Below are 16,014 nucleotides of genomic sequence, written 5' to 3'. Positions count from 1 at the left end.
CTGGCCGCGCCTCTGGCGCGGCCTTTTTTTTACTTTAGTTTTTGCAGTAATTGGCTGTTGACGCATGATCCGAGTCGCCGTAGCGTTCCCCACATAAGTCGGCCAGTCCGACAGGGAGCAAAATAAAAATAAAGGGTCCTTAGTGGGCCCTTTTATTTTTTGGGGTCTGGATCCCGTTTGCGTCTTCGAATGCATTCCCCCGCCGCGTTTCCGAAGCGCCCGGAATATCGGCAACCAGATTGCAAGACCGGCAACTGGCAGCTTGCCGACCCGGGACGTGCCGTTGCGCCGACAAGAAAAGGCCCGTGCCGCCTTTTCGACATCTCCCGTTTGTTCAAACCGCTCCATTTCAAGGGTTTGCCCTCTCAACGCGACGCGCGGAGAGGACGTGGCCACGGTGCGCCGCCAATTGCGCGGAGGGACGATGGCTCCCTCTCTGGGGCAAACACCACCGCCGGGTGCGGTCGAAACCCGCCCGAAACGTCTTGACCGGGCGCACCCTGTTTCGCCGAATGGGCACTTCGCCCAATTGCTGCGCCGCAGAAAAATAGAGCCAGCCGCGCCTGAAGTGTAACCCGGCACACAATAGGGTCCGGGCAAGGCCGCAATTCAGGATTGAGGCACCCCGCCATTGCTCAGGTAGACACCGTCGGCAAGGTGTGCAGCCTCCCTGCTCCGGCCACCAAAGGACGCTTTAAACTTTTCGCGCGCCGCCCTAGGTTCCGTCTGACAAGCTTTCTGCACCATGCTAGGTGCAGGTCAGAACGACCAACACGGAGCCTCAGATGCGCAATTTCCTGATCGCCGGTGCCCTGAGCACCCTGATCGCGGCCCTTCCGGCCACCGCCCAGCAAACCGCACCGAATGCGGCCCCCAATGCGGCGCAAGCGGCCGCGGCTGCGCTGCCGCAGTCCCGTGCCGATGCGCAGCCCAACCAGACCTATGAGATTGCCACCCATGGCGACTGGTCCCTGCGCTGCATCCGGCTGGAACAGGTGGCCTTCGACCCCTGCGAAATGCAGCAGACCCTGCTGAACCCGGAAGGCAACCCCACCGCCGATTTCAGCCTGTTTCCCGTGGACAACCCCGAGCTGAGCGCAGGCGCCACGGTCATCACGCCGCTGGAGACCCTGCTGACCCGCCGCGTGTCCTTCAGCGCCGACGGCGGCGAAGCCGCCACCTATCCGTTCCAGTTCTGCAACCGTCAGGGCTGCATCGCGCAACTGGGGCTGAACGAGGCGGATATCGCGCGCATGCGCAGCGGCTCGAACGGTGAAATCGCCATCTATCCCATGGTTGCGCCGGAGAACCGCATCTCGCTGACCGTCTCGCTGTCGGGCTTCACTGCGGCCTACAACGAACTGATGGCGCTGCCCCGGCCGCAGTAAGCGGCCAGAGCCCCTTCAGATCCGCCTGAGCGCCAGAACGGCGTTCAGGCCCCCAAAGGCAAACGCGTTGGACAGGACCACGTCGACCTCGGCCTCGCGCGCCTCGTTCGGCACCACGTCCAGCGCGCACTCCGGGTCGGGCTCCTCGTAGCCGATGGTCGGCGCGATGATCCCGTCGCGCAGGGCCATGACGCAGGCCAGAAGCTCTACCGCCCCCGTCCCGCCGATCAGGTGGCCGTGCATCGACTTGGTCGAAGAGATCATCAGCCGATCCGCATGGGCGCCGAACACATCGGCCACCGCCGCGCATTCGGTCTTGTCATTGGCCGCCGTCCCGGTGCCATGGGCGTTGATATAGCCCACCGCGTCGGGCGAGATCTTCGCATCTTCCAGCGCTCCGGCAATGGTGCGGGCCGCGCCCTGCTTGGAGGGCATCACGATGTCGGCCGCATCCGAGGACATGGCAAAGCCGATCACCTCGGCCAGGATATCGGCACCGCGCGCCCTTGCGTGCTCGTATTCCTCGAAGATGAAGATTGCCGCGCCTTCGCCCTGCACCATGCCGTTGCGATTGGCCGAGAACGGCCGGCAGGCATCCTTGGACATGACGCGCAGCCCTTCCCAGGCCTTGACGCCGCCAAAGCACAACATGCTTTCGGAGCCGCCGGTCACCATCACGGTCGCGCCGCCGCCCCGGATCAGGTGGAAGGCCAGCCCCATGGCATGGTTCGACGAGGCGCAGGCGGTGGCCACAGTGAAGCTTGGCCCCTTCAAGTTGTAGTCCATCGAGACATGACTACAGGCGGCGTTGTTCATCAGCTTCGGCACGACGAAGGGGTGAACACGGTTCTTCCCCTCTTCATAGACCGTGCGATAGTTTTCATCCTGCGTGTTCAGACCCCCGCCCGAGGTGCCCAGCACGACCCCGGACCGCGCCGCCAGATCGCCGGCAAAGCTCAGCCCCGATTGCGCGATGGCCTCCTTGGCCGCGATCAGGGTGAACTGGGTGAACCGGTCGTACAGCGCGATCTGCTGGCGGTTGAACCGCTGTTCGGGATCATAGTCGCGCACCTGCCCGCCAATGTGGATCGACAGGCGTTCGACATCGCGGAAGTCCAGCTCACCGATACCGCAGCGGCCTTCGCGCATGGCCAGCAAGGTGTCTTCTGCCGTGTGGCCAAGCGCGTTGATGGCGCCTTGGCCGGTGATGACGACGCGCTTCATCCGGACTGCTGGGCGACGAGGGATTCAACCGCGCCGACGATGGCCTCGACACTGGAAATGTCGAAATCGCTGGCTGCGGGATCATTGGCGTTGAAGGGCACCTGAATGTCGAATTCCTCTTCGATGGCAAAGATGCTTTCAACCAGGCCCAGACTGTCGATGCCCAGATCCTCAAGTGTCTTGTCCGGCGTGACATCCGCCACATCCATGACCGCCTGTTCGGCGATGATGCCCAGCACCTTGTCTCTGACGCTCATCCGACCACTCCGAGTTCGTTGATGGGGGATTTAGTTGCTTTGATCCGGCAAGGAAACTGCTTTCTTCAGGGCCGAAACGTCGCGCAGAATCCGTGGCAGGCGGCGCAGGGCCTTGTAGATTTCATTGTGCGTGGTCATCTTGATCGCCGGATAGCCCAGGATCACCCGGCCTGCAGGCACATTGGTAAAGATCTTGCTGGCCCCGCCTGCCACCACATCGTCGCCGATGAAAATATTGTCGTTCACCCCGACCTGCCCGGCCAGCACGACGCGGTTGCCGATCCGGGTCGATCCGGCGACGCCGACCAGCCCGCACAACATGCAATCCTCGCCGATCTCGACGTTGTGGCCGACCTGTACGAGGTTGTCGATCTTGGTGCCGCGCCCGATCTTCGTGGCGCGGATTGTACCGCGATCGACGGTGGAGTTCGCGCCGATTTCCACATCGTCGCCAATCTCGACGGTGCCCAGCGAGTGCAGCCGCGTCCATGCGGCGTTGGAGACCTCGACCCGGTCGCCAAGGGTTTCGCGGACCTGCTCGACCGAGGATTTCTCGGGCGTCACGAAGGCAAAGCCGTCGCCGCCCAGTGCCACGCCCGGTTGCAGGATCACCCGGTCACCGATGCGCACCCGCGCGCCGATGCGGACGCCGGAACAGATCAAGGCATCGTCACCGATGACCGCCTCTTCAGCGATGGTGGCCTGCCCGACGATGCGGGCATTGGCACCGATGCGGGCGTTCACGCCGATCACGGTCAGCGGACCGATGGCCGCCCCCGGCCCGATCCGCGCCGAAGGATCGACCACCGCCGAGGGATGGATGCCCGGCGCGATCTGCGGACCCGGATCGAAGATTTTCGACAGATGCGCCATGGCCAGACGCGGACGCCCGACGAATAGTGCGGCCTTCAGGTTCAGCCCCTGCCAGTCCGCGCCGTCCCACAGGATGGCGGCCTGCGCCTTGCCCTTGGGCAGACCCTCGGCGTATTTGGGATCCATCGCCAGGGCCAGATCCTGCGCCCCGCAAAGCGCCGGCTCGGAGGCGCCGGTGATCTGCAGCGCGGCGTCCCCTTCAAGGCGCGCGCCCAGGGCCTGCGCGATGCTGTCGAGACTGAATGCCATGATCACTCCGGAATGACTGTTCCGGCCTGTCTAGCCCCCAATCGCGCGCAGCGAAACCCCGGCCTTCGCCAGTGCGTTGAAGATCATTGCGTCACGCCCGTAGATGTCGACCCGAAACTGCACGTCGTCCGAGCCTTCGACGAAGGCCGTCTGGTAGACGAGGTGCACCGGCACCGGCTGTTTCAGTTGCAGAACGCTTTCGCGTCCGGTGTCCAGATGCGTCTTGAACGTCCCTTTAGGGTTCGTCGTCTGCTTGGCCAGTAGCGTGTAGGCAAAGTCGAACGGGTCGGCCAGGCGGATGCAGCCATGGCTGAAGGCCCGCTGCCCGCGCGAGAACAGCGTTTTATGCGGCGTGTCGTGCAGATAGATGTTGTGCTGGTTCGGGAACATGAACTTGACCAGCCCCAGCGCGTTGCCGTCGCTGGGCGGTTCTTTCAGGCGAAACGGGAAGTTGCCTTCGCTGTAGGAGGCGAAATTCACCGACCCGCGCGACACCCGGTTGCCGTTCTGATCCAGCAGTTGCAGATGCGACACCGCGTTGGGGTTCTGCTTCAGCATCGGCAGGTATTCCTTCGTGGCGATGGAATACGGCACATTCCAGGTCGGATTGATGACCATGAACTCCATCACGTCCGAGAATTCGGGCGTGCGGTGGGTCGAGCGGTTCTGCCCGACCACAGCGCGGGTCTCAAACGTCACGCGCCCGTTGTCGATGATCTTGGCCGAATAGTCGGGGATGTTCACCAGCACGTGGCGTTTACCCATCGGGAAGTTCATCCAGCGTTCACGCTCCATCCCGACGATGACCTGGGTCAGGCGGTCCTGCGCGGTGCGGTTCAGTTCCGCCAGCGTGGCGGGACCGGCCACGCCGTCGGGATTCAGCCCGTGATCGCGCTGAAACCGGGCCAGATCCTGTTGCAGGGCCTGGTCGAAGGTCGGGGATTTGCCGCCCTTGCCATAGCCCAAGGCCCGCAGCCGCGCCCGCATGACCACGATCTGCTGCGAGGACTGGCCCATCTTGTAGGACTTGCCGCCGACCTTCGGCCCCCAGCCGCCCGATCCGACGATCTTTTCAAGCCGGGTCTTTTCCTCCATCAGCGCCTTGTAGCTGGCCCGTTGCGGCGGCAGCGCCTTCAGGAATCCCGAGGGCGAGCTTTTCGAAAACGCCACAAGCGTCTGCACCGCTCCACGCCGGGGGGCCGCGCGGTCGATCTCCTTGCTGACCCGCGACGGGGTCAGGATGCCTGACTGGATGTCCTGTGCGTAGGCGCTGAAGGTCTTGCTGAAGGCAATCTCGGCCTTGGCCTTGTCGGCCACCGTCTTGGCCCCGGCCATCTGGCTCAGCCCCGCGATATTATAGGCGCCGGTGGGCAGACCGTGATCGCCGGACTGCTTGAGCGCCTTGAGGAAGTCTCGCTGGCGGCGCTTGTCCTTGGCCGACCCGCTCATCCACATCGGCTGATAGTTCCGCTGCGCATAGAACTGCTGCAGCGTGGCATCGCGCGCCACGGACGAGGCAATGGCCTGACGCAGGGCCTGATCCCCGGACTGGGCAAAGGCAGCGCCGGTCAGAAGAAGGACGGACAGAAACGCCCAGAACGGGCGCAGAATGGGGCTTCGCAGGATCGCGGGCATGGGAACTCCTGATTTGCGGCGCAAGGGACCACTATCCCCGAGGTAACGCGCGAGATACAATCCGTCAAAATCACAATCAGATGTTGCTGAATATTCTGTCGCTGATTGGCAACGGTGGAATGGGGCACCCCTTCTGACTTTGCATTGGCAGAAAACTGCCGATTCCAGCCCGGTTTCAGGTGTGCGTCCAAATGATTGTTGGGTTGTTCACACTGTTGTGCAAAAAGCCGAATTGTGGGATGGTTCTCAAAACAGCCGCGAATGTGGCGAATATGAGGCAGTACGGGCATGACAGATGACAGCAAGGCGGGCGCGGCCCGTTTTTCCAGACGTGGACTATTGGCGGCCTTTGCCGCAACGACGGTTGCCGCGGCACCGGTCCACGCAGGCGTATTCGGATTCCTTCGCGGGGCCGGGGACGTTCGACGGATCAAGATGTATTCCGGCCGCACCGGCGAGAGCATCGACATGATCTATTGGGTGGACGGCCGTTACGTGAAGCCGGCGCTCAAGGAAATCAACCACTTCATGCGGGATTGGCGCGAGAACAAGGCGACCAAGATCGACACCCGCACCATCGACATCATGGCCGCGTCGCACACGCTCCTGAATGTTGACGAACCCTACCTTCTTCTTTCCGGCTATCGCACCCCGCGCACCAACGCGATGCTGCGCAAGGGCACCCGCGGGGTTGCCAAGAAATCCCTGCACATGTCCGGCCAGGCCGCCGACCTGCGGTTGAAATCGCGCAGCGTCAGCCAGATGTCCAAAGCCGCGCAATCCGTCTCGGCGGGCGGTGTCGGACGCTACTACCGATCCAACTTCGTACATATGGACAGTGGCCCGATCCGAACCTGGAACGGCTGAAGCCCTTCCAAATCCTGCCTCATCCAGCGCCGCCGTTAGGGCGGCGTTTTTGCGTTTGGCGCCCCGCCCCCGTGACCTAGATCAATTGTGCACGAAGCCGGTAGACAGGTCGCGATTCCTGCCCCAAGATGGTGAAAATTTCCGGATTTGTCGGATTTGGGAAGGAAATGCAGAATTTTGCAGAAGAACTCAGGGCTGCACTGCTCCTGATCCTCTCCGGGGATCCGGACATGTGGTCCATTGTTCTGCTGTCGCTGCGGGTGTCGCTGACGGCGACCGTCGTGGCAGCGGCCATCGGCTTGCCTCTGGGGGCAATTCTTGCGGTGACCCGCTTTCCCGGAAAGCAACTGGTGGTCATCGTGGTCAATGCCCTGATGGGATTGCCGCCGGTGGTGGTGGGGCTCACGGTCTATCTTCTGCTGTCGAACTCCGGCCCACTGGGCGTTTTGAGCCTGCTGTATACCCCCACCGCGATGATCGTGGCGCAAGTGCTGCTGGTGCTGCCTATCGTCACCGCCCTGACCCGCCAGATCATCAGCGAGTTGGATGGCGAATATGCCGACCAGCTGCGCTCGCTGGGGCTGAGCCGGATGCAAACCGTGCCGACGCTGCTGTGGGACGGGCGCTTTCAATTGCTGACCGCGCTGCTGGCCGGGTTTGGCCGGGCCGTGGCCGAGGTCGGCGCGGTGCTGATCGTCGGCGGCAACATCAACCATGTGACCCGCGTCATGACGACCACGATCGCGCTGGAGACCTCGAAGGGCAATCTTTCGCTGGCGCTGGCGCTGGGAGTGATCCTGATCCTGATCGCGCTGATGGTGAACGCGGCGGTGGCCGCAACCGCGCTGCGGGCGCAGAGGTTCAGCCATGCGTGACCACGTCGATCCCTTGCGCACCGATTGGGCCGAGGTCGCGGCCCCCGCCGTGCCCGCCTGCCGCGTCGCGGTGTCGGATCTGACTGTCACGCGGGATCGCAAGACCCTGCTCAACATCCCCACGCTGACGCTGGAAGCCCCCGGCCCCAGCGTCATCATCGGCCCCAATGGCGCGGGCAAGAGCCTGCTGCTGCGCCTGATCCACGGGCTTCTGCCCGCCACCACCGGCCAGATCTCGCTGACCAATCCCTCGGGCGGCGGCGCCGTCAAACAGGCGATGCTGTTTCAGAAGCCGGTGTTGTTACGGCGCAGCGTGTCGGGCAACCTGGGGTTCGTGCTGCGTCAGCAGGGCGTCCCCTGGCGTGACAGACGCGCCCGCATTGCGGCGCTTCTGGCGCAGGGCCACCTGCAGACCCGCGCGAAACAGCCCGCGCGCTCCCTGTCGGGGGGCGAACAGCAACGGCTGGCGCTGGTGCGCGCGCTGGCCACTGGCCCCGACCTGTTGCTTCTGGACGAACCCACAGCACCGCTGGACCCTGCGGCCACGCGCGAGATCGAAGACCTGATCCGCCAGATCAGTGCCAGCGGCATCAAGATCGTGATGGTGACCCACGATCTGGGGCAGGCCCGGCGGCTGGCCGCCGAGGTTGTGCTGTTGCATCGCGGGCAGGTTCGGGAACAGGCCCCGACGGACCGGTTCTTTGCCCTGCCCCGCTCCACCGCCGCACAGGCATTTTTGAGCGGCGATCTTCTTCGTTAGCCCCTGACAGAGTGACCGACAGTGTTCTTCAGAAGCATTTTCCTGGGCGGCCTGATGCTGGTTGCCACCGGCTTTTCCGCCACCGCCGCCGATGATGCCATCATCGTGCAGTCCACGACCTCGACCCAGAATTCGGGCCTGCTGGATGCGATCCTGCCGCAGTTCCAGGACGCCACCGGGATCGCGGTCCACGTCGTGGCTGTGGGCACCGGTCAGGCCCTGCGGAATGCCCGCAACGGCGATGGCGATGTGCTGCTGGTCCACGCCAAGCCCGCCGAGGAGGCTTTCGTGGCCGAGGGCTTCGGCCTGCCGCGCCGCGATGTGATGTACAATGATTTCGTTATCGTCGGCCCGGCCGATGATCCGGCCGGCGTCCGTGCAGAAACCGACGTTGTGGCGGCCCTGGCGAAGATCGCCGCGACCGAGGCCGCCTTTGCCTCGCGCGGGGACGATTCCGGCACCCACAAGGCCGAATTGCGCCTGTGGGGCGAGACCGGCACCGATGTGGCCGCGGCCTCGGGCAGTTGGTACCGCGAAACCGGCTCGGGCATGGGGGCGACGCTGAACGCGGGTGTGGCCATGGACGCCTATGTGCTGACCGACCGGGCGACCTGGATTTCCTTTGGCAACAAGGGCGATCATCAGGTCGTGCTGGAAGGCGACCCGCGCCTCTTCAACCAGTACGGCGTCATCGTGGTGAACCCCGAACGGCACCCCAATGTGCAGGCGGCCGAAGCACAGGCCTTTGCCGACTGGCTGACAGGCCCCGACGGGCAGGCCGCGATTGCCGCCTTCAAGGTGGAGGGAACACAGCTGTTCTATCCCAACGCCGCGCCATAGCGTGCGGCTACGGGGCGCTGCCGTTCATCACGACACGCAACGCCTCGCCCACGTCATAGCCGCCCAGTTCGGCGGCGCGATCCGCAAACCCCGCCCGCCCCACCAGGCCGATCAGCGCCTGCATCGGTTCGGCGAACCACGCCTGCCGCCACACCAGCAGATCGAAGCGTTCCTCGACCAGCGGCAGGAAATCCAGCCCGAAGGGTTTGGCCACAGCCTCGATCCCGAAGCCGGTATCGGCCTGGCCTTCGGCCACCGCGCGCGCCAGATCCAGCTCGGTACGCGCCGCCCCCCGTGGTCCGTTCAATGCGTCCGGTATCAGGCCCTCGGCCTCGGCCAGACGTTGAAAATGGCGTTCACTGGCGGCGGTCTCCTGCCGGCGAACCACGCGATGCGGCGCCAGATCGCTAATACCGGAGATCTTCAGCGGGTTGCCCCGCGCCAGCAGCAGCCCGCGCCGCCGCGTTGCCAGCCGCACCAACACCACCGGCAGCGCCCCGGCCGCCGCTTGAACCGTGTCGATGTTCCAATGCCCCGAGGGTTCGTGCACATGCAGCGCACAGGCCATGGCCTCGCGCGCCAGAAACCGGCCCAGCCCGTCGAAACTGCCATCGAACAGGCCCGCCAGCCCGCTGCCACTGTCGCGCAACGCCCATTCCAGCAGCGGATCATGGCTGCCGACGACGATGCTGGGCAGATCCGCGCGCACTTCCGGCCCGCTGCGCCCGGCCTGGATCCAGGCGTTCACCTCGTCGCGCGGGAACAGAAGCTTGCCGACCACCCGGATACAGGGCACCTGCCCCGAGGCGGCAAGGTCATAGACCTTGCGCTCCTTGATCCGCAGAAGCTCGGCCAGCTCCTGGGTGGTCAGATATTCGGCGGGGGTTGGCTCGGTCATGTCCGCGAGTCTGATCGAAGTTGCCCGTCCCTGCAACGGTTCCGCGCCGGCAGGAACTACCGCGCGACAATCAATTCAGCCTGCAACCCGCCCAGACGGGCGCTGCGCCCAAGATGCAGGCGCCCGCCGTGCCGCCGCGCGATGTCCGAGGCGATGGCCAGTCCCAGGCCGACCCCGGTGCCACGATCCTGGTTGCGCGCCGCGTCAAGCTGGGCAAAGGGTTTCAGCGCATCCTTGAACCTGTCCTTGGGAATGCCCGGCCCGTCGTCCTCGACCCGGATGCAGACGGTGCCTTCGCGCACGACCACCGTGACCGCCGCCATGGTGCCATAGCGCACGGCATTGCCGATCAGGTTCTCCAGTGCCCGGCTGATCGCCATGGGGCGAATGGTGACATTGCCGGTTTCATCCAGTTGGCACAGTTCCACCGCATGGCCGCCGCGACGGGCGGACACGACGCAAGCGCGCACCAGTTCTGTCAGATCGGCCTCAACCGCATCGTCCAGCGCATCACCGCGCACGAAGTTCAGGAACTCGTCCACCAGGTGCTGCATGTCCTGCACATCGCGCCGCATGGCCTCGGTTTCCTCGGTGTCGTCCATCATGCCAAGCGCCAGCTTCAGCCGCGTCAGCGGCGTGCGCAGGTCATGGCTGACGCCCGAGAGCATCAGGGTGCGTTGCTCCATCTGCCGCTCGATCCGGCTGCGCATGTCCAGAAACGCCTGCCCTGCCAGCCGAACCTCGCTGGCGCCGGTGGGGCGGTAGTACACATGCCGCCCCTTGCCGAAGGCATCCGCCGCCCGTGCCAGCCGCTTGATCGGCCGCAGCTGGTTGCGCAGGAAGATGAAGGAGATCATCGTCATCAAGACGCCGGTCGCGATCATCAGCACCAGAAGCTGATGCGGGTTCGACGCCGACACCCGCCCGCGTGGCATCCTCAGGTCCATGCCCCCATGCACGGTGTCGATCGACACCTGTACCTCGCGCTGGTTGCTGGTGAGATCGATGCCCGAGACACCCGTCAGACGCCGGTGCAGGGTTTCGATCACCACCCGCCCCGACAGGTCATAGAAGGCCCGCGTGTCGCCATCGCGCAGCGGCGCGGGCAGGAACACCGCCAGTTCCAGCGCCGGGCCCAGGTCGTCCACCAGCGCCTGCGCCGTAGCCAGGTCAGGGGCGGCGTTCACGCTGTCCACAAGATACCGCGTTTCGGCCAGAACATTGCGGGTCATCTGCCGGGTGACACCTTCGAAATGCCGCTGGATGAAGACGACGGACACCACCAATTGCAGGGTGAAGACCGGCAGGACCAGGATCAGTGCTGCGCGTCCATACAGGCTGCGCGGAAGGGAGTGTTTGAGCCAGGCGAAGAGCATGGCTACATCTGACCATGCAGCAGCAGCACTGGAAAGCGCCAAATGGATATTGCCCGGCAGCCCCCCGTTCCCGGACAGGCCGAAGACCTCGCCCCCGGCCTGCGCCGGGTATTGGCGCCAAACCCCTCGCCGATGACCTTTTGGGGCACCAACACCTATCTGTTGGGCGACCGCGACGTTGCGGTGATCGATCCCGGTCCGGACAGCGCGTCCCATCTTGAGGCCATCCTCGCCGTCCTGCGCCCCGGGCAGAGGATCACGCGGATCCTTGTCACCCACGCCCATCGGGATCATGCGCCACTGGCCCGCGCACTGGCGGATCGCACCGGCGCCCCGGTTCTGGCCTATGGGCCAGCCACTTCGGGCCGCAGCGCGGTGATGCAACGGCTTGTGGCCGAAGGGTTTACAGGCGGTGGCGAAGGCGTGGATGCCGGGTTTCAGCCCGACCGCTGCCTGCCCGATGGGGCGCAGGTGACGGGCGCGGGCTGGACACTCACCGCGATGTGGACACCCGGACACATGGGCAACCACATGGCGTTTGTCTGGAACGACGCCGTGTTTACAGGCGATCTGGTAATGGGCTGGGCCAGTTCCCTGATCTCGCCCCCTGACGGCGATCTGGCGGCCTTCCTGTCGTCCTGCCACCGTCTGCGCGCGCTCGCCCCGCGCATCCTGCATCCCGGGCACGGCCTGCCGGTGACCGATCCGGCCGCGCGCATCGACTGGCTGATCGCGCACCGTCATGCCCGCGAGGCCCAGATCCTGGCCGCCCTGCCCCCGCAAGGCATCGGGCTGAACGCGCTTACACACGCCATCTATGACAGCGAAACCCCCGCCGCCCTGTTGCCCGCGGCCGAGCGCAACGTGCTGGCCCATCTCATAGATCTGACCACGCGCGGCAAGGTCCGGGCCACCCCCGGCCTGTCCCCCGAGGCGCTGTTTTCCCGGGCCTGAAACGGGGTGAAAAAAATGTCAAAAGCCTCTGGACGCCCCCAGACAGCATAGCTATACACCGCCGCATGTTCCGGCGTAGCTCAGCGGTAGAGCAGTTGACTGTTAATCAATTGGTCGTAGGTTCGATCCCTACCGCCGGAGCCATAAAAATCAAGCACTTAGGCTGATTTTTATGGTGCCTCTCGGGGCCCAAGTACAGCATAGACACGGTGATTGACCGTATGGCTTTCGCAGCCGTTTCAACGCGTTAGTGGCGGAGCTCTCTTTCCCAGCTACCACCCGCGTCGCGCGTTCAACGCGTCTAGAAGCGCGTTACGAGGCTGCAGGCCTGCATCGCTGGGGCTCCGCTCTAGGTAGTCGGTAAGCGCGTTCCCCGGAGCGGAGCCGAGTTCCAGGGCATTTGACGGTGACTGTGTCGCGAGAAGGTCCGCCAGCGTAGGCTGAACGCGGGCAGAGTTGTTCCGCCGCATTTGACGCGATAGGTCATATTCGTTTGACCGCCCGGCGGCGGCGGTCGAGTCTACCAGCCAGCGCAAGGTGTCGGGATCATTCGCGATCCGCTCCCACTGCACCACCGATATGGCGACGTCGGGCTTCATAAGGTTGTCCACGATCCGGTCGGGCATCAGCGGGTACTTCTGCTCGAACTGCGTTCTTTGGTTGAACGTGGTCCACGCTCCGCCGTGGTGACCGTAGAGCGCCTTCTTCTCGTTTGGCAGGGCAGCGGTCCAGCCGTTGGCCACACCCGGAAGATTGATGACCAAAATTCCCGATTTGCGGTTCACGCGGCCATTTATCATGCTGGACTTTAGTTCCCAGTCGACGTGCTTCCTGCCCCGCGTCTCACCCCCGCATAGAAGAATCGTTACCTCGCTATCGCTCAGGAACTCGTCCCTGATCTGGCGACGTATGCTCTGCGACGAGCGGTTGTCGTCCGGAATTCCTGTCACTGGCAGTGAACCGTCCTGGAAGGCCCCGAACTGCCGCGCGAGATTGCTCAGGTGGTGCTTGTAGTCCTGGTCGTTCTCATGGTGATAGCTGATGAAAGCCTTTGTCATTCCTGATCCCTAACCCTTCAATTCGCTGAGCCCGAATATCAGGCACCCCAACCCGCCGATCGCAATGGCGAGCGTCAGCCAGTGCGTCACGCTCTGCCACCCGCTCGATGTTCTCGGGACTCTGTCGTCACCGACCGCTGAGCCAAACTCCTTAAGGACCACGCCGTTTTTCTCAATGCCCTGTGAAATCCGGTTCATGACGACCGCAATGGTCAGGAAGGCAAGACCGAGGAACAGCCAGAATGTTCCGCCGACTCCATCTGGAGAGGTGCGGAAGATCAGGGCAGCCGCGGAGAGTACTGCCACGAGCAGTTGAGCCATCTGCCAGCGCAGCCTGTCTAAATGGCGAAACGTCTCGTATCGCTGCCTGTATATCTCAATCTGCTGGTCTGACATTTCCCTTTGCGCCGATCACCCACTCCGTCAGAACTAAACTAGAACATGACAGAACTACTGACAAGCGGGCAGACTCGGCGTAGACCCAACCTATTGGGCTCGAGCAGAAGAGACAGGCCACATGTTGACATTACTCGAACTTGTGCGGGAGCAGGCGGACAGGCCTTCGGACTCGAACAGGCGGGCTTCTGCCACGAGGCTCTGGTCGAGATCGACGTGACAACGGCGGCGTAAAATTCGACTACGGGGCGGCGCAAAAGTCGGCCGGTCCGGACGTGACCAGCGCCTTGGCAAACCCGACACAGAGGCCGCAGTATAAGTGCGCCTGCGGAAAGGGAAAGCGCGGCCTTCACCCGCTTCGCGCAAAAGTGTCCATCCGCACGACGGACGCAACAGAGGCCCAGAACTCGAAGCTGCGACAAGCGATGAGCGCTCTGGACCTTTTCCCGAATGACGCCGTTGCCACGAAGCTGCCATATCCGGTTCTCAACCGCGCGGCCCTGAAATGGAAACGCCAGCCCCGTGAATGAACCGAAGCCAGGACCCAATTCGCCGTCACGTTCGGTGAGAACTTCGTCAGCCAATGACGAGACAAGGCCCGGCAAACAGAATATCGGTCAATCCCGTTTCTCGACCCGGTCATAGGGAGGATCAATTTTTCCCCGACCAGCAAGAAGTATCGCAACCTCACAAAAAATCGGTCCGAGTGTTCCGGCCATCTTCAGGATGGGCGATATTGGCTTGTCGCTGTTGGCTCCTCCTGCACACTTCGGCTTGTCCGAGAACGCACTCTGCGATGGCCTGGAAACGGGGCTTTTCTTCCCTGCTGACGAAAAGGCACACAGCCCATCAGAGGGATCTCTAGAGAGATCACCCCTCCGCCGGTGCCACGGCCCGTTGATAGAGATGCCATGTGGTGTGGCCAAGGATCGGCAGGGTGAAGATCAGGCCCAGAAATGCCGGAACCAGCGACAGCAGCATGGTGACCGAGATGACGGCCGCCCAGGTGAGCATGACCGCAGGGTTCTCGGTGACGACGCGCACAGACGTGATCATGGCGGAAACGAAATCCATGTCCCGGTCGAGCAGCATCGGCATGGCGACAACGGTCACCGAGAACAGGACCGCCGACAGCAATGCGCCAACGCAGGTGCCAATCGCAAGAAAGGTCCAGCCCTCCGGTGTGAACAACACGGTGTGCAGGAAGCCGTCCAGATCCGAGAACGATGAATCCTGCAGGACAATCACCAGAACTGTCCGAAACTGGTAGAACCACACCCACAGGATGAACAGGGTGACGAAGGCCATCCAGCCCATCTCGCGCTTGCGTTGATTGGCCATGACGGTGAGGATGTCAGCCCAGCCGAAACTCTCCCCCGCCTCCAACCGGCGGGACATTTCATAAAGTCCAGCGGCGGCGAAAGGCGCGACCAGCGGAAAGGCGACCAAGGCAGGAATGATCATCCAGATCATGTCGAACCAGACCAGGCAACCAACCAACAGCATTCCAAAAACCGCATAAAACAGGCCGAAGAAGCCGCTCATGACGGGGCGTGCCAGAAAGTCGGAAAACCCGGCCTTCAGCGATGCTGTGATGTCATCCGCCGTCACCTTGTTGACCTGAGGCATGCCCCGCTGCGGCGTCTGATTGTCCGGTGGTGTGGACCCTTCGGTCTTGGATGTCATGACATACTCCTCCAAAAGCACGGCGCCACATTGGTCTGACTGCCAACCGATCCAGCGATACATCAGACAGAGGTGGCTCGGTTGGGTCGAACACTTCTGAGCTGTTTCCTACGTGTATATTCCGCGCGATTATGCCGCCACCAGGATCGGCGTAGGCGGTTTGTAATATGCCCGATCGGGCGTCTGCGCGTCCAGCAATGAATGCCCCCTCCGGTGTGACCATTGCGTCCAGTGCCTTGGCGCTTTGAGGCAAAGTACGGCGACAGAACCCTCCCCCCCGCCGTCACATGCCTGACTTGCCGTTGCCGGTTCAAAACCTCTTGGTGCAGCGCAGCAGGCCGCGATGGTTTTGGTGGTTGTCACCGACCGGATCCTCGTTCACCATCTTGAAGTCGGTACCAGCCGCAACATTGGCAAACGACAGCCCGAGACCGAGCTGCCGCACTCCGAGTCCAATCGGCAGGCTGGTCGAGAATTCGCCCGCTCAGCCTGTTCAGGTCGGACTGGCCGGTTGCCGTGCCGTAGGCGACCAGAAAGCCGACGCCCGCGCCGGTGCCTCCGGTCATATCTGCCACACGTCAACGGTTCCGCCCGCACCGCCGTTCTCGATGAACGCGGTCACGCCGACATTGTAGGGCCATCCGCCTTCCGCGCCGCTGCTCTGGGCGTGAAACGCCC

At 63.5% G+C, this 16,014-nt stretch carries 15 protein-coding genes and 1 tRNA gene; 7 read left to right on the top strand and 9 right to left on the bottom strand.

Annotated elements, in window-relative coordinates; genetic code table 11:
* Positions 1 to 785 precede the first annotated feature (785 nt).
* Positions 786 to 1,388, top strand: a complete 603-nt coding sequence (locus AB0T83_RS13900; protein WP_366193754.1) for an invasion associated locus B family protein — start codon at positions 786 to 788, stop codon at positions 1,386 to 1,388.
* A 15-nt stretch (positions 1,389 to 1,403) separates the two neighbouring features.
* Here AB0T83_RS13900 and AB0T83_RS13895 read toward each other — a convergent pair whose 3' ends face one another.
* Genes AB0T83_RS13895 through AB0T83_RS13880 form a run of 4 tightly spaced genes read right to left on the bottom strand, consistent with a single transcriptional unit; the run spans position 1,404 to position 5,626 of the window.
* Positions 1,404 to 2,612, bottom strand: coding sequence for a beta-ketoacyl-[acyl-carrier-protein] synthase family protein (locus AB0T83_RS13895; protein ID WP_366193753.1), 1,209 nt, complete (start codon positions 2,610 to 2,612; stop codon positions 1,404 to 1,406).
* Positions 2,609 to 2,869, bottom strand: coding sequence for an acyl carrier protein (locus AB0T83_RS13890; RefSeq protein WP_193141123.1), 261 nt, complete (start codon positions 2,867 to 2,869; stop codon positions 2,609 to 2,611). The genes AB0T83_RS13895 and AB0T83_RS13890 overlap by 4 nt, the downstream gene beginning before the upstream one ends.
* A gap of 30 nt (positions 2,870 to 2,899) precedes the next feature.
* Positions 2,900 to 3,991 (bottom strand): UDP-3-O-(3-hydroxymyristoyl)glucosamine N-acyltransferase, encoded by a 1,092-nt coding sequence (locus AB0T83_RS13885; RefSeq protein WP_366193752.1) that lies wholly within the window; start codon positions 3,989 to 3,991, stop codon positions 2,900 to 2,902.
* Between the two features lie 30 nt (positions 3,992 to 4,021).
* Entirely contained in the window at positions 4,022 to 5,626 is a 1,605-nt protein-coding gene (locus AB0T83_RS13880; protein ID WP_366193751.1) for a L,D-transpeptidase family protein, read from the bottom strand.
* Positions 5,627 to 5,914: 288 nt separating this feature from the next.
* On the opposite strand from AB0T83_RS13880, the gene mepK reads away from it, so the two are divergent.
* The 4 genes from mepK (at position 5,915) to AB0T83_RS13860 (ending at position 8,968) form a co-directional block, all read left to right on the top strand.
* Positions 5,915 to 6,493, top strand: a complete 579-nt coding sequence (mepK, locus tag AB0T83_RS13875) for a peptidoglycan L,D-endopeptidase MepK (RefSeq protein ID WP_366193750.1) — start codon at positions 5,915 to 5,917, stop codon at positions 6,491 to 6,493.
* 167 nt (positions 6,494 to 6,660) lie between these two features.
* Positions 6,661 to 7,368 (top strand): ABC transporter permease, encoded by a 708-nt coding sequence (locus AB0T83_RS13870; RefSeq protein ID WP_366193749.1) that lies wholly within the window; start codon positions 6,661 to 6,663, stop codon positions 7,366 to 7,368.
* Positions 7,361 to 8,128 carry an ATP-binding cassette domain-containing protein gene (locus tag AB0T83_RS13865; RefSeq protein WP_366193748.1) on the top strand — a complete coding sequence of 256 codons (768 nt, stop codon included), beginning with the start codon at positions 7,361 to 7,363 and terminating at the stop codon, positions 8,126 to 8,128. Before AB0T83_RS13870 ends, AB0T83_RS13865 begins: the two co-directional genes overlap by 8 nt.
* A gap of 54 nt (positions 8,129 to 8,182) precedes the next feature.
* Entirely contained in the window at positions 8,183 to 8,968 is a 786-nt protein-coding gene (locus AB0T83_RS13860; RefSeq protein ID WP_366193759.1) for an ABC transporter substrate-binding protein, read from the top strand.
* 7 nt (positions 8,969 to 8,975) lie between these two features.
* Here the strand turns inward: AB0T83_RS13860 and AB0T83_RS13855 are convergent, their stop codons facing one another.
* The gene (locus AB0T83_RS13855; protein ID WP_366193747.1) at positions 8,976 to 9,866 is read right to left on the bottom strand and encodes a substrate-binding domain-containing protein; all 891 of its coding nucleotides are present in this window, start codon (positions 9,864 to 9,866) and stop codon (positions 8,976 to 8,978) included.
* A 56-nt stretch (positions 9,867 to 9,922) separates the two neighbouring features.
* On the bottom strand, positions 9,923 to 11,242 hold the full coding sequence (locus tag AB0T83_RS13850) for an ATP-binding protein (RefSeq protein ID WP_366193745.1): 1,320 nt from the start codon (positions 11,240 to 11,242) through the stop codon (positions 9,923 to 9,925).
* Positions 11,243 to 11,284: 42 nt separating this feature from the next.
* Here AB0T83_RS13850 and AB0T83_RS13845 point away from each other — a divergent pair, with 42 nt between their 5' ends.
* On the top strand, positions 11,285 to 12,196 hold the full coding sequence (locus AB0T83_RS13845; RefSeq protein WP_366193744.1) for an MBL fold metallo-hydrolase: 912 nt from the start codon (positions 11,285 to 11,287) through the stop codon (positions 12,194 to 12,196).
* Positions 12,197 to 12,265: 69 nt separating this feature from the next.
* Positions 12,266 to 12,340: transfer RNA gene (locus tag AB0T83_RS13840), tRNA-Asn, on the top strand.
* 128 nt (positions 12,341 to 12,468) lie between these two features.
* On the opposite strand, the gene AB0T83_RS13835 is transcribed toward AB0T83_RS13840, so the two are convergent.
* The 3 genes from AB0T83_RS13835 to AB0T83_RS13820 form a co-directional block, all read right to left on the bottom strand.
* Positions 12,469 to 13,254: a TIR domain-containing protein gene (locus AB0T83_RS13835; protein ID WP_366193743.1), complete on the bottom strand. Its 786-nt coding sequence runs from the start codon at positions 13,252 to 13,254 to the stop codon at positions 12,469 to 12,471.
* A 9-nt stretch (positions 13,255 to 13,263) separates the two neighbouring features.
* Entirely contained in the window at positions 13,264 to 13,650 is a 387-nt protein-coding gene (locus AB0T83_RS13830) for a hypothetical protein (RefSeq protein ID WP_366193741.1), read from the bottom strand.
* Between the two features lie 870 nt (positions 13,651 to 14,520).
* Complete coding sequence (locus tag AB0T83_RS13820; RefSeq protein WP_366193740.1) at positions 14,521 to 15,336, bottom strand: DUF2189 domain-containing protein; 816 nt, start codon at positions 15,334 to 15,336, stop codon at positions 14,521 to 14,523.
* Positions 15,337 to 16,014: the final 678 nt, after the last annotated feature.

Origin of the sequence: Meridianimarinicoccus marinus (assembly GCF_040689105.1) — a bacterium.
Taxonomy (GTDB): Bacteria; Pseudomonadota; Alphaproteobacteria; order Rhodobacterales; family Rhodobacteraceae; genus Meridianimarinicoccus; species Meridianimarinicoccus marinus.
Note: the sequence above shows the minus strand (reverse complement) of the source record. Positions and strands in the feature narration are given on the sequence as shown.